Source organism: Pseudomonas sp. 2024-210, from assembly GCF_045062345.1.
GTDB lineage: Bacteria > Pseudomonadota > Gammaproteobacteria > Pseudomonadales > Pseudomonadaceae > Aquipseudomonas.
On sequence record NZ_JBJGEJ010000001.1, the window covers coordinates 251,336 to 271,454 of the forward strand.

Sequence of the window (20,119 nt, forward strand, 5' to 3'; positions counted from 1 at the left end):
AGCTCGGCCGTATGGTAGGGCAAGGACTTTTTGCTTACTTTTGTGGTGGTCCGACACTCGGCTGTTTGACAAAAGTGAGCCGCCGTAAGGGCGGAACCCGTAGACAGGTTTAATACATCAAATGGATATGTACGCTGGCCAATTAAAAGCTTCGAGTACATATCCATTATTGGCGTCTAGCTGAAGTAATGGTTACGCCCTTACGGCGTGTCACTTTGCAAAAGCAGCAAAGTAACCAAAATGCTTCCGCCCCCGCGTACGGCCCTCGCTTCGCTCAGGTTCCCTCACTCCGGTCCCGCTCCGTGGGCACGCCGTGACGGGCCATCCATGGCCCAACACGGCTCTCCCGGCATCCATGCCGGTCGACCCACTCCGCGAAACCTCCACTCGGCCTCCCGAAGGGGCGGCAGATCAAGATCAAAAGCCAGATCACAAGCAGATCACAAGCAGATCACAAGCAGATCACAAGCAGATCACAAGCAGATCACAAGCAGATCACAAGCAGATCACAAGCTAGATCAAAAACTCGCTGCCGGTCATGCTTGCGTCGCTGACGAAGGCTGCGATCGAGCGCAAAGCGAATGCATAAACAGACACACTTCGGCGCGTCAGGTGTTACGGCGGCCTTGCCGACGATCACAGCCGTCGTTCTTCGTCTGCAACTCTCGGTTCGCCAAAGCGGTTTAGTCAGCGGGGTTTGATGTGGGCAATCATCAGTTGCACGGTTTCGTTGCCGCGAAACTCGTTGAGATCGAGCTTGTACGCCAGTTCAACCCAGCGGATGGTCGGGTTGGGCCACACTTCACGGTCAATACCGAAGGCGATACCGTCCAGCTTTACGCTGCCACATTCTGTTTTGAGAACGACTTTCAAGTGCCGCTCTCCCACGATGCGTTGTTCCACAAGCTGGAACACCCCGTGAAACAGCGGCTCTGGAAAGTGCTGCCCCCACGGTCCGGCATTACGCAGGGCACGCGCCAGCTCAAGGTGGAATTCTTCGACGGCCAGGCTGCCATCTGAAAGCAAGCGGCCCGTGAGGTCTTCCTGGCTCAGCTGGCGGCGCACCTCTTCGTCGAAGGCCTGGGAGAAAACCTCAAAGTTCGCCGCTGGCAAGGTCAACCCCGCCGCCATGGCATGGCCACCATATTTGGCGATCAAGTCAGGATGTTGTGCTGCGACCACGCTCAACGCATCACGGATGTGAAACCCCGGCACCGAACGCCCCGAGCCTTTGAGCAAACCGTCTCCGGCATCGGCAAACGCAAATGTCGGACGGAAATAGCGCTCTTTAAGGCGCGAAGCCAGAATACCGATCACCCCTTGGTGCCATTCGGGATCAAACAGGCACAAACCAAATGGCAGGCTGTCGACCGGCAGCTCCTTGAGCTGGGCCAGCGCTTCACGCTGCATGCCTTGCTCGATGGACTTGCGATCCTGGTTCATTTCATCCAGTTGCACGGCCATGGCCCGCGCGGCATTAGCGTCATCCGTGAGCAGGCATTCAATGCCTAAACTCATGTCATCCAGCCGACCAGCGGCATTGAGCCGAGGGCCAAGGATAAAGCCAAGGTCTGTGGAGGTGATGCGCGAATGATCGCGCTTGGCGACTTCCAGAATGGCCTTTAACCCCGGTCGCGCACGCCCGGCGCGAATCCGCTCAAGCCCTTGATGCACCAGAATTCGGTTGTTGGCGTCCAGCGGCACCACGTCGGCCACGCTGCCCAAAGCGACCAGATCAAGCAACTCGGCAATGTTGGGAGCCTTGCTGTTTTGATACCAACCCAGGCTGTTCAAACGTGCACGCAAGGCAATCAGGACATAGAAAATCACCCCGACCCCGGCCAGCGCCTTGCTCGCAAACTCGCAACCCGGCTGGTTGGGATTGACGATGGCATCCGCCGCCGGCAATTCATTACCCGGCAAGTGGTGGTCGGTGACCAAGACACTCAGACCGGCTTTTTTCGCCGCCGCCACACCTTCGACACTGGAAATGCCGTTGTCCACCGTGATCAATAACTGCGGCTTGCGAGTCAGCGCCACTTCAACGATTTCTGGCGTTAAGCCATAACCGTATTCAAACCGGTTCGGCACCAGATAATCGACATGGGCTGCGCCCAGCAAGCGCAAGCCAAGCATGCCAACCGTACTGGCCGTAGCACCATCGGCGTCGAAGTCGCCCACGATAAGAATCCGCTGGCGCTGCTCGAGTGCCACCACCAGCAAGTCCACCGCAGCGTCGATACCCTTGAGCTGCTGGTACGGGATCAACCGCGCCAGGCTCTTGTCCAGCTCAGCTTGCGACTGCACCCCCCGTGCCGCGTACAGGCGCGTCAATAAAGTCGGCATTTCGCCTAAAAAAGGCAGGGTTTCAGGCAGTGGACGGGGTTCGATACGCATAAGCGGGTGACGTTACTCGTTGATGTAATAAAAGGGGGGTTGCTTAACCGCGGTCGCCTTGCAGCCATTGCAATTGCACTTCGTGCTGACCACGATCATCGGTCACGAAAATCGTGCCTTCACTGATCATCACGTCCCACTTGATAACACGGGGCATATCTTTGGCCAGCACCTCAAGAATCTCTTGCGGCACGGCAGCGATGTTGACGTTTTTCAGGTTTTTGATGGCAGGAATGACCTTGCCTTCCCAGACACGCAAGCTGCCATAGGCCAGCAGGCTAGTGCGTTCAGTGCGACGCGAACACCAGGTCAGGCGGTCGGCATCGGGCTGGCCGACTTCGATCCAGTGAAGAACCCGGTCATCCAGACTTTTTTCCCAGAGTGCTGGTTCGTCTACATCCGAGAGACCACGGCCAAAAGACAGCTGTTCGTTGTACCACAGGGCATAGGCCAGAAGGCGCACGGTCATGCGCTCTTCCGTTTCCGAAGGGTGACGGGCAATGGTCTGCTTTACGCTTTCATACACATTACGGTCGAGATCGGTGAGATTGAGTTCAAACTTGTAGGTCGTGGACGGCTGGGCCATGAACGGGCTTCTTGATACAGAGAAAGGCGGCAAGTCTAACCGATACGCTGCCCTGCGCCGAACATATCCTGTGAAAGGCGGCGCACAGTGCCAACCAGACCCTCAGCAGGATTTGTACGGTGACCTATGTTAAAACTCTGTACTCGCCTCCACGGACAAGGATCCCTAATGTCAATCGCCACCCACCCGCTTTCAGGCGTCAAAGTCATTGAACTGGGCACTCTGATTGCAGGACCTTTTGCGTCGCGGATCTGCGCTGAGTTCGGTGCTCAGGTGATTAAGGTTGAATCCCCGGATGGAGGCGACCCGCTGCGCAAATGGCGCAAATTGTATGAGGGCACCTCTCTCTGGTGGTTTGTTCAGGCCCGCAACAAAAAGTCCCTGACCCTGAATCTCAAACACCCCGAGGGCCTGAGTATTCTCAAAGCCTTGCTGGCAGACGCCGACATTCTGATCGAAAACTTTCGCCCCGGGGTACTGGAGAAACTCGGCCTGGGTTGGGACGTGCTGCATGCTTTAAACCCAAAACTGGTGATGGTGCGGCTTTCCGGTTTCGGCCAGACCGGCCCGATGAAAGATCAACCGGGCTTTGGCGCCGTAGGCGAGTCAATGGGCGGATTGCGCTACATCACCGGGTTTGAAGATCGGCCACCCGTGCGTACAGGTATCTCTATCGGCGATTCGATTGCGGCGCTGTGGGGAGTGATTGGCGCGCTGATGGCCTTGCGTCATCGTGAGGTCAATGGCGGACAAGGCCAGGTGGTAGACGTGGCGCTGTATGAAGCCATTTTTGCCATGATGGAAAGCATGGTGCCTGAGTTCGACGTGTTCGGATTTATCCGGGAACGCACCGGCAACATCATGCCGGGAATCACTCCCTCCTCGATTCATACGAGCCAGGATGGAAAACACGTCCAGATTGGTGCCAATGGCGACGCCATCTTCAAGCGTTTCATGCTCATCATCGGACGTGAGGATCTGGCCAATGACCCTCAGTTAATCAGCAATGATGGTCGCGACGAGCGCCGTGACGAACTTTACGGAGTCATTGATCGCTGGGTAGCCAGCCAGTCGCTGGAGCGCGTACTTGAGCAATTGAATGCAGCCCAAGTACCTGCCAGCCGGATCTTTTCAGCCGAAGATATGTTCAGTGACCCGCAGTTTTTAGCCCGGGAAATGTTTTTACAGGCCAAATTACCTGACGGCAAAGCGTTCAAAATGCCCGGCATCGTACCAAAGCTGTCCGACACCCCTGGCTCTGCAGAATGGGTTGGCCCCGAGTTGGGCGCTCATAATCACGAAGTCCTGAGCAGTTTAGGCTATGACCCCTGCGCCATCGCTCACCTGAAGCTCACAGGCGCTATTTAAGCAGCATGTTGATTGGCTTGAAGGAAACAGCAAATGGCTAAGACCTGGAATCGGCCTGGCCTGTGGGCGGGGCTTATCATGCCGGCACTGCTTATCTGCGCGCCCGAAAGTCGGGGCACAGAGAAACTCATCTGGCTACTGCGCGACCTTGCGCCCCTCACGGTGTTTGATGGGCCGAAAAAAGGGCAAGGCTTGATTGATCAGCTGATGCCTGTGCTGATCGCCAGCATGCCGAACTATCAACACGTTATTTTGCGGGTGAACAAGGCACGTGCCATTCAGATGCTCAAAGAACAACCGTTGGCCTGCGACCCCACGTTGATATGGAGCGCGGCTCGCGCCCAATCGATAACGTACTCCACCCCCATTATCGGTCTGCACAGCAACGGCCTCGCCATCCGGCGCGAGCAACGGCCACTGCTGGAGCCTTTTGTCCACGACCACCAATTAGACCTGCTGGCCATGCTCAATGCCAAGACAGTAAAACTGGGGGTGATCGCCCAGCGCAGTTATGGCGAATGGATCGATGAGCAAGTGTCACATGGCCCGTTGCAGCAACTCTTTGTCCATTACGGCAGCGATCCACTGGGTAGTTTGTTGCAGATGCAAAGCGCCGGACGGGTGCAGGCCGTTCTGGGGTACTGGCCGGAAATCCTGTCAAAAGCCAGTCAAGTCGGACTGCCAAAGGATGCGCTGATTTTTTATCCGATACACGGCGCTCCGACCTTTCAAATGGTCTACATCGGTTGCTCGGACACTGCGCAGGGCCGCGAAGCCATTCAAACGATTAACGCCGTATTGGCCAATTTGGGTGATAACGTCCTGAACACCTCAACAGCGCAATGGTCTGCCCCGGGTCAAACCGAGGAATATCAGGAACCGGGCCACGTCGTGACAGACCCGTCCATAGAGCATTGACAAAAAAAGCGCAAAAAAAGCCCCGAGCAGTGGGGAGACAACTCGGGGCTTAACAGGGTCTGATGACCTGCTCAACAGGCTTCAAGCATCGGAGCAATATGCATGATCCTGTTGATGCAAAATCTGACAAGCCGTCGTCATTAAAGGTTCCCGGTGATACCTAAACAATTTGTACCCTCAGCCTCCTCCGCTATGCCTGACTGATTGTACGAGGCCAACAAGCGTCCCAAGTGACTGACGGTCACGGGTTTGGACAAACAGCCCAATACCCTGAGTCCTTCCTCGCGCGCCGTATTAACCGCACGCTCCATAACTTCAGGCGCGGCACAGCTAAGAATAATCAAAGCGCGCGCCTCATGATTGATGGCCATTTCGCGAATCAACTCCAAGCCGCTGGCCCCGTCCAGATAGAGATCACAGATAGCCACGTCAATGATCCCGCGCTTGGCAATAGAACCACGGGCAGACTCGATGTCTTCAGCAGCCAGCACATCAAAAATATGAAAGGCATTCAACATTTGGTGCAGCACCATCAGTTGAAAAGGGTTGTCTTCCAGTATCAACACTTTAAGAGAACGCATCACGGGCCTTTGGAACATAACGCGTACTTGGCGCGGGAAAATGACTCTAGAGAGGTTGAACGAAAACCTACATAGGATAATTCCTAAATTTCGGTAGGACTTTTCAACAATAAGATAAGAAGAGCTATTGATCCCACGCTTTATGCCCCGAAATATCGAACCACCCTCCCACGGCACCTTCTAATTGGCCAGAGTCCGAATAAACAGGGACGATCCAGCGGTATATATCCACACTGTGTTTTTTGAATGTTATGCGACGCTTTTCGTACAGCGGTTTTCGACTCTCAAGCACTTGCATTACTTCGGTGTGAAAATGCTCGCCCACTTCGGCGCTGAACATGTCCACTTCGGTAATCCGTTGCCCACTCATGAGTTCATCGCGGGTCGCAAAACACTCACCGTAGGCACGATTACAAGCAATGATTTCGCCCTTCAGCCCTCTTATAACAATCGGATTGGGCACGGCATCGAAATACCGTTGTTGTGACGCCTGACGTTCTTGCACACGATGAAAGGCCAAACGGATGAATCGCAGCTGCTTGATAAGATGCCAATACCAAAAAGCACAGATGACGCCTGACGTGATCCCCGCAGCCGACAGCCAAACCACCCAGGGTGATGCCCCATCATGGGTCACAATGACCGGCGCAATACCAACCCCACCTAGCCACTTGACGCGCAAAGCACGTACTTCAGCCATAGGCAAAGCTTCAAGCCCCTTGTTGAGTATGTCGCGCAACTCCGGGTGCCGGACCGAGACAGCAAAATTGTCAGCGGACCATCGCCCCTCAACACTTCGGCCTACTTTCAGGCGCCCGGGCGGATAAAGATAAGCCTGTGTTTCATTCTGAATCGTGGCGACAGCGTCGCCCCGCTCAACCAGATGGCGAGCCTGGGCATAGTTTTCAACCAGCTTTAATTTTATTTGCGGGTGCTCCTCACGGATCATCGGCACTAACGCATGACGCGCTGGCAGCACCAGTACCTGACCTGCTAATTGAGACAAGGAACCCAGTCGGGAGTCATTGATGCGCACCACAAAGACCCAAGGCGCACCGCCAAAAGAGTACGTAAAGTTCAAGAAGGCTTTGCGCTCAACACTCTCGGTCAACGTCGTGTTCATATGCGCCTGGCCGCTTTGAAGCAGCTCCAGGGTTTGTGCTGTAGAAAAACTCTCACGGTGCACAAACGCCAGACCGGTCATGCGCGAGATGCGAGAGAGAATGTCCTGACTCAAACCCACCCAGCGCTCATCCCCGGTTTTGAACGTATACAGCGGGTATTGCTGAGAAGCGACGGTGACCACCGGGTTTTGTTTGATCCAGTCACGCTCTCTGGATGACAGTTTGATCTGCTTCTGACCAATGCCCCCACCCAGTCCGGTGGTCCAGCGCGCGTGGATCACTTGCGTCAAGCCGGTATCCAGGCTACTCAAGACACCATCAATCAGACTGAGCAATTGCACATCTTCACGTCGGGTAGCAAAGGCAAAGCCCGATGCGGGCAGATTACTCTCTCCTAAAATGCGTAACCCCGAGTTTGGCCTTAAGGTTTTGAAAGACCGTACGACCACCTCATTACCGATAAATGCATCAACTTCACCTTCTGCCAAGGCTTCCAGCGCACTGTTTATATCGGGCATGAGGATAATCTGGCTTTTAGGGTAAAACGCATGGGCAACCAGACTGTCGACCTGGCCCTGCAGAAACCCTATTTTTTTAAGGTCCCGGTTATCCGTGCCACTCTCGTCACTTCCTCGCCCCACAACGACAGACCGATCGGCCATATAGTCCGCTGAGAAAATCAGCCCTTCGAGTCCGCGCTCGTAGCCACTGGCACTGGTTAACAGATCGATCTTGCCCGAGAGCAAAGCAGCAACAGCCTGCTCACGCTTGCTGAAGCCAGACACACTCACTGTGACCCCGAGCGTATCTCGAATGAGGCCTAAATAGTCGGCACTGATGCCCTGATAGCGATTGCGCTCACCGGTAATGTCCAGCGGCGCATAGTCACCCGCGTAGACACCCACGCGCAGAGGGCCCCGTTGCTCCAGCCATTGCTGTTGGTCGCGACTAAAGGTCAAGGATTTGGGGGAAATAAAGCTTTGTGGCAAGTGCAGAGGCAATGCTTGCGCAGCATGGGCAACGGCGCCAAGCGATGCCAGCGTGATGAATAACACGCTCAGAAACCATTCCTTCAGCTCGCGACAAGATCGTGACATGACAGCCTCCTTGACCGACAAATCGCCAGCATTTAGAGGCGAAAACGGGGCAAGTTTGCCATGCACATACAAAAAAGCCCGTCAGATGACGGGCTTCACATTACGTAGGAGAAGTGCCTTTAAAGCGCTTTGCCTCGATTGCCATGCTGGCTGACAAAGGCTTGTACGGCTTTCAAGTCATTGTCCAAAACGGTGTAACGCTCTTCTCGATCAAACAGATCAGAAAGATGTGCGGGCAGTTTAAGCGCCTTTCCTACACCCGCCTTCTCGACCGCTTCCGGAAACTTGACCGGGTGCGCCGTTCCCAGAATCACCATCGGTATATCCAGGCTGCGACGGCACTCGCGTGCCGCTTTGACACCGATCGCGGTATGCGGGTCCAGCACTTCGCCGGTTTCAGCAAACACCTGAGCAATCGTTTCACAGGTTTGCTCGTCATCAACGGCCAGCGAGTCGAACAACCGACGGGCTTCAGTCCAACGGTCGTCTTCAACGCTGAAGTTGCCGGTTTTCTTGAAGGTTTCCATCAGGCCCGCGACGGCCGTGCCATTGCGGCCGTGAAGATCGAACAACAAGCGCTCGAAGTTCGAGGACACCATGATGTCCATCGACGGCGACAGTGTGGCATGCAAGGTCTCTTTGGCGTACTGATTGCCGCTCATGAAACGGTGCAGGATGTCATTACGGTTGGTGGCCACGATCAACTGATTGATCGGCAAGCCCATATTGCGCGCCAGATAGCCCGCAAAAATATCGCCAAAGTTACCCGTCGGCACGGAGAACGATACCGGACGATGTGGCCCACCCAGCTGCAGGGCAGCGTGGAAGTAATAAACGATCTGCGCCATGATGCGCGCCCAGTTGATCGAGTTGACCGCCACCAGACGCGTTCCTTTGAGGAAACCCTGATCGGCAAAACTGGCCTTGACCATTTCCTGACAGTCATCGAAGTTGCCTTCAATGGCAATGTTATGGATGTTTTCGCCGAACAACGTGGTCATTTGCCGACGCTGCACTTCCGACACCCGGTTATTGGGGTGCAGGATGAAAATATCGACGTTTTCGCAGTGCTTGCAACCTTCAATCGCTGCAGAGCCAGTATCACCGGAAGTAGCACCGACAATCACAACGCGCTCGCCACGCTTCTCCAGCACGTAGTCGAGCAAACGACCGAGCAGTTGCAAGGCAAAATCCTTGAATGCCAAGGTAGGCCCGTGAAACAGCTCCAGTACCCATTCATTGCCATTCAACTGGCGCAAGGGTGCAACGGCTGCGTGGGAGAAAACACCGTAGGTTTCTTCCAGGATTTTTTTAAAATCTGCGTCAGGAATGCTGCCGGTCACAAACGGGCGCATGACCCGGAACGCCAGTTCGTGATACGGCAAGCCAGCCCAGGAGGCGATTTCTTCCTGAGTAAAGCGCGGCAGGTTTTCCGGCACATACAAACCGCCATCGGTGGCCAGACCGGCCAGCAATACTTCTTCAAAATTCAGGGCCGGTGCCTGGCCACGGGTGCTGATATAGCGCATGGTTTCAAACCTTCGGTTTGAGCGGCAAGCGGTTGGCGGCAAGCGGCAAGTAAAAGCAGTCTGGCTCTTGCTTGCCGCGGGTAGCTGATCGCTTGCAGCTGTTAATTAATTAAGATGCTCAACGCGGATGCGAACCACAGAGCCCACAACGCCTTGCAACGCTTCGAGCGCCGTAATCGCGTCGTTCATGTGCTGCTCGATCACTCGGTGGGTCAGCAGGATCATTGGCACCAGGCCGTCATGCTCTTCCACTTCTTTCTGCATGATCGATTCGATGTTGATACCGCGCTCGGACAAGATGCTGGCCACTTGAGCCAATACACCCGGATGGTCCTTGGCCTGAATGCGCAGGTAGTAAGCACTTTCGCAGGCTTCAATCGGAAGAATCGGGTGATCAGACAATGAGTCTGGCTGGAAGGCCAGGTGCGGCACACGGTTTTCAGGATCAGAAGTCATTGCCCGCACCACGTCCACCAGGTCGGCAACCACTGACGAAGCTGTTGGCTCCATACCAGCGCCGGCACCGTAGAACAGAGTAGAGCCCGCTGCATCACCATTGACCATGACGGCGTTCATGACGCCATTGACGTTGGCAATCAGACGGTCTGCCGGGATCAGTGTTGGGTGAACACGCAGTTCAATGCCATTGGCAGTGCTGCGTGCCACGCCCAGATGCTTGATGCGATAGCCCAGCGCTTCTGCGTAATTCACATCAGCAGTTGTCAGTTTGGTAATGCCTTCAGTGTAGGCTTTGTCGAATTGCAGCGGGATACCAAACGCAATCGACGCAAGAATAGTCAGCTTGTGCGCCGCATCAATACCTTCCACGTCGAAGGTCGGGTCCGCTTCGGCGTAGCCCAGCGCCTGCGCTTCAGCCAGTACGTCTTCAAACGTACGACCCTTTTCGCGCATTTCGGTCAGGATAAAGTTACCCGTGCCATTAATGATGCCAGCCACCCAGTTGATACGGTTGGCCGACAGACCTTCACGAATCGCCTTGATCACCGGAATACCCCCGGCCACCGCAGCTTCGAACGCAACGATCACGCCCTTTTCCTGAGCCTTGGCGAAAATCTCGTTGCCATGAACCGCAATCAGCGCTTTGTTGGCCGTGACGACGTGCTTGCCGTTTTCGATGGCCTTGAGCACGAGTTCACGAGCGATGGTGTAGCCACCGATCAACTCGATCACGATGTCGATCTCAGGGTTGGTTGCCACAGCGAAGACATCGTTGGTAATGGGGGTACCGGCAATGTCGCACTGAGGGTTTGGCGTACGCATGGCAATTTGCGCAACCTGGATACCACGCCCGGCGCGGCGGGCAATCTCCTCGGCGTTACGCTTTAGTACGTTGAAGGTGCCGCCACCGACGGTCCCGAGCCCACAGATACCTACTTTGACCGGATTCACACTGAACTCCCCATAAAACGGCCGACTCAAGGTCGGCCGTGAAACACAACCGTGGATTGCCACGGTTCTCTATTTAATAGCCAGGCAACTGCGTTGCACGGCCTTGATCGCCACACGTTTAGCGTGGCGATGCAGGATTATTTAGCACCCAGGGCCAGCTTGCCAACCTGTGCAGCAGGCTGATAGCCCGGGATAACCTGGCCGTCAGCCAAAACAATGGCTGGCGTACCGTTCACACCTATTGATTGACCCATGGCGAATTGCTTGGCGACCGGGTTGGCGCACTTGGGCGCTTCAACCTTTTTGCCTGCTGTCATTTTGTCCATCGCGCTTTTCTTGTCAGCTGAACACCAGACCGCTTGCAACTGCTGGTCTCCCGGCGAACCCAAGCCCTGGCGCGGGAAGGCAACATAACGCACTTCAATGCCCATTTTGTTCAACTGAGGCACTTCTTCATGCAACTTGTGGCAATACGGGCACGTGGTATCGGTGAAAACGGTGATGTGCGACTTGGTTTCACCGATTGCAGGGTAAACGACGGTTTCTGCAACCGGAATACCGTTAATCAATTTCGCAACGCCCACACGCTCGGCTTGCTCGGTCAGGTTGACCGGCTTGCCGTCTTTAAGCTGAAACATGTAGCCCTGCACGATGAACTGACCATCGGCGCTGGCATACAGTACACGGCTGCCGCTGAGCTTGACTTCATACAGACCGGCCATCGGGCTGGCACTGATGCTTTCGACAGGGACATCGAGCTTCAGTGCTGCCAGGCTTTTACGGATAGCTTGTTCAGCGCCGGTATCGGCAAACGAGAAGGTACTGACCAACGCAATGGCTGCGGCGGCTAAAATTCGGGTCACGCGCATGAGAACTCCTGAAGGCGGACAAAACGACCAAGTCTGAACGACCCGATAAACAGGGTCGCAACAGCTCGCGTCCTAAACCGGCAAAGCCTACCACAGATGGGTTGCCGGGCCGACCCTGAGACACGACGAACCCTAGGTCATTGCAGCCGCGACGAAACGGGAACAGACCCTAGCCGCGTGGGTGATGGCGGGCGTGCAGGTCTTGCAGGCGAGCCCGCGCCACATGGGTGTAAATCTGCGTGGTCGACAAATCACTGTGCCCCAACAGCATCTGCACCACGCGCAAGTCGGCACCGTGGTTGAGCAAATGGGTGGCAAAGGCATGGCGCAAAGTATGCGGTGACAGTGATTTGTCGATGCCAGCCACTTTGGCCTGATGCTTGATCCGGTGCCAGAAGGTCTGGCGGGTCATTTGCTCACCGCGCTGGCTGGGAAACAGTACATCGCTGGGGCGTCCGTTCAGCAGTTCATGTCGCGCATCGCGCATATAACGCTCAACCTGAACGATGGCCTCCTCGCCCATAGGCACCAGTCGCTCTTTGCTGCCTTTGCCCATTACCCGTAACACGCCCTGGCGCAAGTTGACCTGCTCCAGCGTCAGACTGATCAGCTCGGTCACTCGCAGCCCGCAGGCGTACAGCACCTCAAGCATTGCCCGATCACGCTGGCCAATGGCTTCACTCATATCAGGCGCTGCCAACAAGGCCTCCACATCGGCCTCTGACAGCGACTTGGGCAATGGCCTGCCCAATTGCGGCATATCAACTTGCAAGGTCGGGTCAACACCGATCAATTTTTCACGCAGCAAATATCGGTAAAAGCCTCGAGCGCCGGACAGGAAGCGCGCCGTTGAACGGGGTTTGTACCCTTGATCAAGTCGCCATGCCAGGTGATCAAGGATCATGTCGCGCCCCGTGTTGACGAGGGCGACCTCGCGCTCCTGCAACCAGCCGTTAAACAGCGCCAAATCACTTCGATAAGCATCGCGGGTGTTGTCGGAAAGGCCTTTTTCAAGCCACAGGGCATCCAGGAAACGGTCGATAAGTGGATCATCTATCGCGGGCATTGGCTCTCTAAGCGCAGGTGTAAAGGCTGCGCACAAATAAAAGGTTAAGGTTCAAAGTGACCGCTAGTCTTTCATAGCCCGCCCCCAATGGCCTACACAAAAAGCACGTGAAGGATGCCCTATGAACGAACAACAGATTCTGCTGACGTTTGGCGGTATAGGTGTCGCTGCGCTGGGCTGCCAATGGCTGGCCTGGCGATTGAAACTACCCGCCATTCTGTTTTTACTGCTAACGGGAATACTGATGGGCCCGGTGCTGGGTTGGCTTGATCCTCAAACCCTGTTTGGCCCATTGCTGATGCCACTGGTCTCGCTTGCTGTCGCACTGATTCTGTTTGAGGGCAGCCTCACGCTGCACCTGTCCGAATGGCGCGAGATCGGCAGCGTAGTGCATCGCCTGGTGACCATCGGCGCCTTGTCAACGTGGGCGGTCATTACCCTGGCCACGCACTGGTTGCTGGGGTTTGACTGGTTGCTGGCCTTGCTGTTCGGGACCTTGACGCTGGTGACCGGCCCCACCGTGATTGTGCCGATGCTGCGCGTCGTTCGGCCCAAAGCCTCGATTGCCACCATCCTGCGTTGGGAAGGCATCGTCATCGACCCGATAGGTGCCTTGCTCGCGGTGGTGGTGTACAGCTTTATCATTGCCCGCGCAGCCGGTGATGGCTTGAGTCATAGCTTGCTGACATTTGCCGGGGTCATCATTTGCGGGAGTGTTTTCGGCATCGTCGGGGGCTGGGCATTGGGTAACGTATTGCGTCGTCAATGGTTGCCCGAATACCTGCATAGCCTGGCGACTCTGGCGGCGGTGCTGGGAATTTTCATTGCCGCCAACCAGATCATGCATGAGTCTGGCTTACTGGCTGTCACGCTGATGGGCATGTGGATGGCCAACATGAAGGGCGTAGACGTACGGCATATCTTGCACTTCAAGGAAAACCTCAGCGTACTGCTGATCTCCGGGCTGTTCATCTTGCTGGCCGCCCGCCTCGACCTCAATGCCATGCTGGCGCTAGGACCGGCCGTGCTGGTTCTGTTACTGATCATTCAATTTATTGCGCGGCCTTTGAACGTTCTGCTGTCGACAGCAGGTTCAAAACTGAACTGGCGTGAGCGCACGCTACTGGCCTGGATCGCCCCACGGGGCATCGTCGCAGCAGCTGTATCTGCCATTTTTGCGATAAGGCTGGATGAGGCGGGTCACGAAGGCGCCTTACTGCTGGTGCCATTAACCTTTGCCGTCATCATCGGCACGGTGGTGCTGCAAAGTGCAACGGCACGCCCATTGGCTCGATTGCTGAAAGTAGCAGAGCCGCCGCCTAGCGGCTTTTTGATCGTGGGCGCAAATGGCCCGGCACGCGTGATTGCCAAAGCGTTACAACAATTGGGTATCCGGGTGTTATTAACGGACTCCAATTGGGAGAACATCCGCGCCGCACGCATGGAAAACTTGCCCACCTATTTTGGCAACCCGGCCTCTGAACATGCCGAGTCACATCTGGACCTGGTGGGTTTAGGCCATTTGCTTGCACTGTCCCCGTCAGGGGAATTGAACGCACTGGCGGTCACCCGCTTTCGTCACGAGTTCGGCCCACAACGTCTTTATACCTTGACCAACAGTCAGGAAAGCCGACGCTCTGACAAGCATCGCGCCAGCCATGAACATCGCGGCCAAGTGTTTGGTAAACCTGCAATCACTTATAGCCAATTGATAAACGAGTTACATCAAGGGGCGGAAATTTACAGCACCCATTTGACTGACAGCTTCTCTTGGGACGACTACCAGGCCCTGCACGGAGAACGTGCAACACTGCTGTTTGCACGCGACAGCAGCGGCTGGGTGCACGTGATAACACCCAACAGCGAAGTGAAACCCGCTACGGGGTGGACGGTGTTGGCACTTGTGACACCTGATGCTCCGAGTTGACGGGTTCACGACGACTCTGCCGCCGATCGCAGCCTTCGTTCCTCGTCAACGGCTATGATGGTTATCTACGAAGCCTGCGCAAATCCGGGTAACACCGGAACCGGGCGTTTGTCATCGTCGATGGCAACAAAGCTGAACAGACCCTGGATGGCCAGTTCGCGACCATCACAACTCATACTCTCGACGTACACCTCTACTTCGACCTTGAGGCTGGTATTGCCCACTTTCACCACACGCCCGATCAACTCAACAATGGAACCCGCGGCAATCGGATGATTGAAATCGATGCGATCGGTCGAAACAGTGACCAATGGCAGGCGGCAAAAGCGGGTGGCGGCGATAAACGATACTTCGTCCATCCAGGCCAATGCTGTGCCACCAAACAAGGTGTTGTGATGATTGGTGGTCGAAGGGAATACGGCTTTAGTGATGCGGGTTACGGACAGTTCTGTACGACGTTGAATCTCTTTTTCACGCGAATTCATGCTTTCTACAACCTAACAACTGAACAAAGGTCTGACAAATTTCAGGCAACAAAAAAGCAGCCCGAAGGCTGCTTTTTTCTGCATCGGGAAGCTGGACTTAAGCCAGTTTTTCCTTGATGCGAGCTGCTTTACCGGACAGGTCACGCAGGTAGTACAGCTTGGCTTTACGAACGTCACCGCGACGCTTAACAGCCATGCTGTCGATTTGCGGGCTGTAGGTCTGGAAAGTACGCTCTACGCCAACACCGTTGGAGATTTTACGAACAGTGAAAGCACTGTTCACGCCACGGTTACGCTTGGCAATCACTACACCTTCGAAAGCTTGCAGACGCGAACGATCGCCTTCCTTTACTTTTACCTGAACGACAATAGTGTCGCCCGGGGCAAATGTAGGGATCTCTTTAGTCATCTGCTCTGCTTCGAGTGCAAGGATGATTTTGTTAGTCATGCTGTGCTCCTAAGGTAGGTCATCGGACCTACCATCGATACGTTGTTAACTATCGTCCCGCTCGCGGATATATTCCTCAAGCAGCTTCTTCTCTTCTCCAGAAAGCGAGCGGCTTTCCAGAAGATCGGCGCGTCGTTCAAAGGTCCGCCCTAGGGACTGCTGTAAACGCCAACGCCGGATGTGTGCATGATTGCCACTTAGCAATACGTCGGGAACACGCTGATCCGCATACACCTCCGGTCGGGTGTAGTGCGGGCAATCCAGCAGACCATCCGTGAAGGAATCTTCCTCCGCGGAGTCCGCATGCCCTAAAGCTCCAGGCAGCAGTCGTGTAACCGCATCAATCAGAACCATCGCCGGCAGCTCGCCACCGGAAAGTACATAGTCACCAATCGACCACTCTTCATCGACATAAGCGTCTATAAAACGCTCGTCAATGCCTTCATAGCGACCTGCAATAAGGATTAATGCTTCCTCATTCGCCAGTTCACGTACCGCCGACTGATTCAGTTGACGGCCTTGGGGCGACAGGTAAATAACCTTCGCCGCCTCTCCGGCTGCTTCTCTGGCCTGAACCAGTGCATCTTCCAGAGGCTTGATCTTCATCACCATGCCCGGACCACCGCCAAATGGGCGATCATCCACAGTGTGATGTCGATCCGTGGTGTAGTCTCGCGGGTTCCAACAAGTCAGCTGCAAGAGCCCTTGTTTCACCGCACGACTCGTGATGCCGTAGTCGCTGATGGCGGAAAACATTTCGGGAAACAAACTGATCACTTCTACGCGCAATTTAGCCACGCTTAGAAGTCCGCATCCCAATCCACCTTCATCTCGCCAGCTGCAAGGTCAACGCTCAACACACACTGCTCTGTATAGGGCAACAAGCGATCACGATCATCCAGGCTACCTGGGCAAGGTTTGACTTCCATGACATCGTTCGAGCCAGTTTCCATAAGATCAACAATCTTGCCGAGCAATTGCCCTTCAAGGTTGGTCACTTTAAGTCCCTGCAGCTGGTACCAGTAGTACTCGCCGTCGGTCAGTTCAGGAAACAGGTTACGCGGCACGCAGATTTCGAATTCGCGAAGAAGACCTGCTTCGTCACGGTCATCGAGACCTTTGAGCTTTACAACCAGAAACTTGCCGTTATGAGAACGGCCACTGACCAGCTCAGCCTGTCGTACATCATTACCGCGCCGAAGCGTCAGTTTTTTGTAGTCCAACAGGTTATCAATTGGATCCGTAAAGGAATAAACCTTCACTTCGCCGCGCACGCCGTGAATTGAGTAGATTTTGCCGATAACGATCAAATCATCAGCAGTTTCAGGCGTCACGCTCATATTGCTCAGGCCGCAACCTTAGCTTTTTCGTTTTCTTTAACCAGCTGAGCAACACGCTCAGACAGTTGTGCACCAACGCCCAACCAGTAAGCGAGACGGTCTTCTTTAACGGAGAAACGAACTTCCTGACCACGGGCAACCGGGTTGAAGAAGCCAATTTGTTCCTTGTGGGAACCGTCACGTGGGTTACGGCTGTCGGTAACGGTCAAGTGGTAAAACGGGCGCTTTTTGGAGCCGCCAAGGGCAAGACGGATTGTTAGCATGTGAACATCGTTCCTGTAGTCGGTGCTGCAAATCTAAAGGCACAGCGGGCATAGGTGCCCGAAAGGCCGCATATTCTAAGGAATATCCGGACTTTTGCAAATGTCTTTTTCTGGCGCCTGCCGGCATGCCCTACAGATTTGCAACGAGATCGCCACGAATGGCGACGGGTCAGCTCCCGCACAGTGCGGGTTTGCCGTGTGTCTCGCATGACTGCGAGTTGCCCGGACGCTAGCGCCCGGGCGGGTAAATTACATTTTTGGCATGCCGCCACCGGGCATCATCGAGCCCATGCCGCGCATCATTTTTGCCATCCCACCTTTGGTGGAGAACTTTTTCATCATCTTTTGCATCTGCTTGTGCTGCTTGATCAAGCGGCCGATGTCCTGCACCTGAGTGCCGGAACCCATGGCAATACGGCGTTTGCGCGAACCGCTGATCAGGTCAGGGTCACGGCGCTCGGCCGGTGTCATGGAATTGATGATGGCTTCCATTTGTTTGAACTGTTTTTCTGCTGCACCCTGGGCGTTGCCCATTTGCGCCAGATTGACACCGCCCATATTCGGCAGCTTGTCCATGAGGCCGCCAAGGCCACCCATGTTTTTCATCTGTTGCAGTTGATCGCGGAAGTCTTCGAGGTCGAAGCCTTTCCCTTTCTTGAGCTTTTTAGCCAGCTTGTCGGCTTTGTCTTTATCGAGGGTCTGTTCGGCCTGCTCGATCAGGCTGAGCACGTCGCCCATGCCCAGGATGCGCGATGCAATACGGTCAGGGTGGAACGGCTCAAGCGCATCGCTCTTCTCGCCCATACCGATGAACTTGATCGGCTTGCCAGTGATCGCGCGCACGGACAGTGCAGCACCGCCACGCGCATCACCGTCAACCTTGGTCAGGATCACGCCCGTCAGCGGCAGCGCATCGCCAAAGGCCTTGGCCGTATTGGCGGCATCCTGGCCAGTCATGGCATCCACCACAAACAGGGTTTCTGCCGGCTTGACGGCCGCGTGCAGTTCCTGGATCTCGGCCATCATCTCGGCGTCGATGTGCAGACGACCGGCGGTGTCGAGAATCACGACATCAATAAACTTCAGCTTGGCTTCCGCAATGGCGGCACGAGCGATGTCTACTGGCTTCTGACTCAGGTCTGACGGGAAGAAGGTCACACCGACTTCGTTGGCCAGTGTTTCCAACTGCTTGATCGCTGCCGGACGGTACACGTCCGCCGACACGACCATGACGGTTTTCTTCTTACGCTCTTTAAGGAAGCGCGCCAGCTTACCCGCAGTGGTGGTTTTACCTGCACCCTGCAAACCTGCCATCAATACAACGGCGGGCGGCGTCACATTGAGGACCAAGTCCTCGTTGGCAGCGCCCATCAGGCTTTCAAGTTCAGCCTGAACGATTTTTACAAACGCTTGGCCCGGCGTCAGGCTGCGCGACACTTCAGTGCCGACAGCGCGCTCTTTGACCGCAGCGACGAAGTCTTTGACCACTGGCAAAGCCACGTCGGCTTCGAGCAACGCCATGCGCACTTCACGCAGGGTGTCTTTGATATTGTCTTCGGTCAGCTTGGCCTTGCCGGTGACATGGCGCAGCGTCTGCGAGAGACGGTCGGTTAAATTTTCAAACATGCGCGATCCTTTCAGGCCCAAAGTAGACCGGGGTTATTGCGGCCCAGCCCGTGTAAAACTGATGCTCGGCGAGCCTGCGGCGTGGGCAGGTCGCGGATTATAGCGAAGACTGGCCGTGTCCGACACCTTGCCGTCGGCTTATGTGGCTTTCGTGCATGGTCAGTTGTATGCCAAACTCATGCCTTTCGGGCTTGCCTAACAGGATTTATGCTCCCCTTGTCACCCAGTTTGCTACCCAGTCTCGCCGCCGCCTGCTTATATGCCGCTGCGACCCTTTATCAAGGCACTTGCCTGCGCCAAGGCGTGAAGGCAAATAAAAGCCTGCTGGTGACGCTCGGCATTATTGCCGTGATCGCCCACGCCATCAGCCTGTTCACCCACCTGCTGACGCCGGCCGGCCTTGAACTGGACTTCTTCAGTGCGGCCAGCTTGATCGCCGTCGCGGTCATTTCCGTAACCCTGCTGGCGTGCGCACGCATTCCGGTCGAGAACCTGCTGCTGCTTTTATACCCGTTGGGCATACTCACGGTATTGATGTCCCAGTTTGCCCCGCCTGGCACCGTTCAGGTCATCGATGAAGAGCCGGGCATTCTCGCCCATATCCTGCTGTCGCTTCTGGCCTATGGCATGTTCACCATCGCCGTATTCCAGGCCTTGCTGCTGTCACTGCAAAATTATCAGCTCAAACGCAAACACCCCAAAGCCCTGATCAAGAACTTTCCGCCCCTGCAAACCATGGAAAGCCTGTTATTTGGCTTTTTATGGGCGGGCTGGTCGCTGCTGTCACTGTCCCTGATCTCCGGCTGGCTATTTCTGGGCAACCTGTTCGCCCAGCACCTCGTCCACAAAACCCTGCTGGCCTGCCTGGCCTGGATCGTCTTCAGCGTGTTGCTGCTGGGGCGCCACTACCTAGGCTGGCGTGGGCATAAAGCCATTCGATGGACGTTTGCCGGCTTCTGCCTGCTGATGCTGGCCTACTTCGGCAGCAAGCTGGTTCGCGAATACATTTTGCATATCTGACGGGCGATAAATATGGATAGCTTACCCCCCGGGCCATTGCTTGCACTCTCGGCATTGCTGATCGC

The 20,119-nt window shown here is 55.4% G+C and carries 18 protein-coding genes; 4 read left to right on the plus strand and 14 right to left on the minus strand.

The window, feature by feature from the left end; genetic code table 11:
• Positions 1-687 precede the first annotated feature (687 nt).
• Positions 688-2,397 carry a single-stranded-DNA-specific exonuclease RecJ gene (gene recJ / locus ACI7MX_RS01175; RefSeq protein ID WP_405586138.1) on the minus strand — a complete coding sequence of 570 codons (1,710 nt, stop codon included), beginning with the start codon at positions 2,395-2,397 and terminating at the stop codon, positions 688-690.
• Between the two features lie 43 nt (positions 2,398-2,440).
• Entirely contained in the window at positions 2,441-2,983 is a 543-nt protein-coding gene (locus tag ACI7MX_RS01180) for a YaeQ family protein (RefSeq protein ID WP_122782471.1), read from the minus strand.
• A gap of 168 nt (positions 2,984-3,151) precedes the next feature.
• On the opposite strand from ACI7MX_RS01180, the gene ACI7MX_RS01185 reads away from it, so the two are divergent.
• Positions 3,152-4,351, plus strand: coding sequence for a CaiB/BaiF CoA-transferase family protein (locus tag ACI7MX_RS01185; protein ID WP_314491669.1), 1,200 nt, complete (start codon positions 3,152-3,154; stop codon positions 4,349-4,351).
• A 33-nt stretch (positions 4,352-4,384) separates the two neighbouring features.
• Positions 4,385-5,269 carry a TIGR02285 family protein gene (locus tag ACI7MX_RS01190; RefSeq protein ID WP_314491667.1) on the plus strand — a complete coding sequence of 295 codons (885 nt, stop codon included), beginning with the start codon at positions 4,385-4,387 and terminating at the stop codon, positions 5,267-5,269.
• A gap of 140 nt (positions 5,270-5,409) precedes the next feature.
• On the opposite strand, the gene ACI7MX_RS01195 is transcribed toward ACI7MX_RS01190, so the two are convergent.
• From ACI7MX_RS01195 to xerD, 6 genes are all read right to left on the minus strand, one after another.
• Complete coding sequence (locus tag ACI7MX_RS01195) at positions 5,410-5,850, minus strand: response regulator (protein WP_314491665.1); 441 nt, start codon at positions 5,848-5,850, stop codon at positions 5,410-5,412.
• A gap of 124 nt (positions 5,851-5,974) precedes the next feature.
• Complete coding sequence (locus ACI7MX_RS01200; RefSeq protein WP_314491663.1) at positions 5,975-8,071, minus strand: transporter substrate-binding domain-containing protein; 2,097 nt, start codon at positions 8,069-8,071, stop codon at positions 5,975-5,977.
• Between the two features lie 119 nt (positions 8,072-8,190).
• The gene (gene thrC / locus ACI7MX_RS01205) at positions 8,191-9,600 is read right to left on the minus strand and encodes a threonine synthase (protein WP_405586132.1); all 1,410 of its coding nucleotides are present in this window, start codon (positions 9,598-9,600) and stop codon (positions 8,191-8,193) included.
• A gap of 105 nt (positions 9,601-9,705) precedes the next feature.
• The gene (locus ACI7MX_RS01210; protein ID WP_122782476.1) at positions 9,706-11,010 is read right to left on the minus strand and encodes a homoserine dehydrogenase; all 1,305 of its coding nucleotides are present in this window, start codon (positions 11,008-11,010) and stop codon (positions 9,706-9,708) included.
• Between the two features lie 137 nt (positions 11,011-11,147).
• A complete protein-coding gene (locus tag ACI7MX_RS01215) occupies positions 11,148-11,879 on the minus strand; it encodes a thioredoxin fold domain-containing protein (RefSeq protein ID WP_405586128.1) in 732 nt (243 codons plus the stop codon).
• Positions 11,880-12,048: 169 nt separating this feature from the next.
• Complete coding sequence (gene xerD / locus ACI7MX_RS01220; protein WP_314491655.1) at positions 12,049-12,945, minus strand: site-specific tyrosine recombinase XerD; 897 nt, start codon at positions 12,943-12,945, stop codon at positions 12,049-12,051.
• Positions 12,946-13,066: 121 nt separating this feature from the next.
• Here xerD and ACI7MX_RS01225 point away from each other — a divergent pair, with 121 nt between their 5' ends.
• Complete coding sequence (locus ACI7MX_RS01225) at positions 13,067-14,872, plus strand: sodium:proton antiporter (RefSeq protein ID WP_314491652.1); 1,806 nt, start codon at positions 13,067-13,069, stop codon at positions 14,870-14,872.
• 65 nt (positions 14,873-14,937) lie between these two features.
• Here ACI7MX_RS01225 and ACI7MX_RS01230 read toward each other — a convergent pair whose 3' ends face one another.
• From ACI7MX_RS01230 to ffh, 6 genes are all read right to left on the minus strand, one after another.
• Positions 14,938-15,357: an acyl-CoA thioesterase gene (locus ACI7MX_RS01230; protein WP_405586124.1), complete on the minus strand. Its 420-nt coding sequence runs from the start codon at positions 15,355-15,357 to the stop codon at positions 14,938-14,940.
• A gap of 97 nt (positions 15,358-15,454) precedes the next feature.
• Positions 15,455-15,805, minus strand: coding sequence for a 50S ribosomal protein L19 (rplS, locus tag ACI7MX_RS01235; RefSeq protein ID WP_003175895.1), 351 nt, complete (start codon positions 15,803-15,805; stop codon positions 15,455-15,457).
• Positions 15,806-15,850: 45 nt separating this feature from the next.
• Positions 15,851-16,603, minus strand: coding sequence for a tRNA (guanosine(37)-N1)-methyltransferase TrmD (gene trmD / locus ACI7MX_RS01240; protein WP_003440270.1), 753 nt, complete (start codon positions 16,601-16,603; stop codon positions 15,851-15,853).
• A gap of 2 nt (positions 16,604-16,605) precedes the next feature.
• Positions 16,606-17,145, minus strand: a complete 540-nt coding sequence (gene rimM / locus ACI7MX_RS01245; protein ID WP_048363294.1) for a ribosome maturation factor RimM — start codon at positions 17,143-17,145, stop codon at positions 16,606-16,608.
• 5 nt (positions 17,146-17,150) lie between these two features.
• Positions 17,151-17,408: a 30S ribosomal protein S16 gene (gene rpsP / locus ACI7MX_RS01250; RefSeq protein ID WP_262124375.1), complete on the minus strand. Its 258-nt coding sequence runs from the start codon at positions 17,406-17,408 to the stop codon at positions 17,151-17,153.
• A 249-nt stretch (positions 17,409-17,657) separates the two neighbouring features.
• Positions 17,658-19,034, minus strand: coding sequence for a signal recognition particle protein (gene ffh / locus ACI7MX_RS01255; RefSeq protein ID WP_153379701.1), 1,377 nt, complete (start codon positions 19,032-19,034; stop codon positions 17,658-17,660).
• Positions 19,035-19,241: 207 nt separating this feature from the next.
• Here ffh and ACI7MX_RS01260 point away from each other — a divergent pair, with 207 nt between their 5' ends.
• Positions 19,242-20,054 (plus strand): inner membrane protein YpjD, encoded by an 813-nt coding sequence (locus tag ACI7MX_RS01260; protein ID WP_405586114.1) that lies wholly within the window; start codon positions 19,242-19,244, stop codon positions 20,052-20,054.
• Positions 20,055-20,119 lie beyond the last annotated feature (65 nt).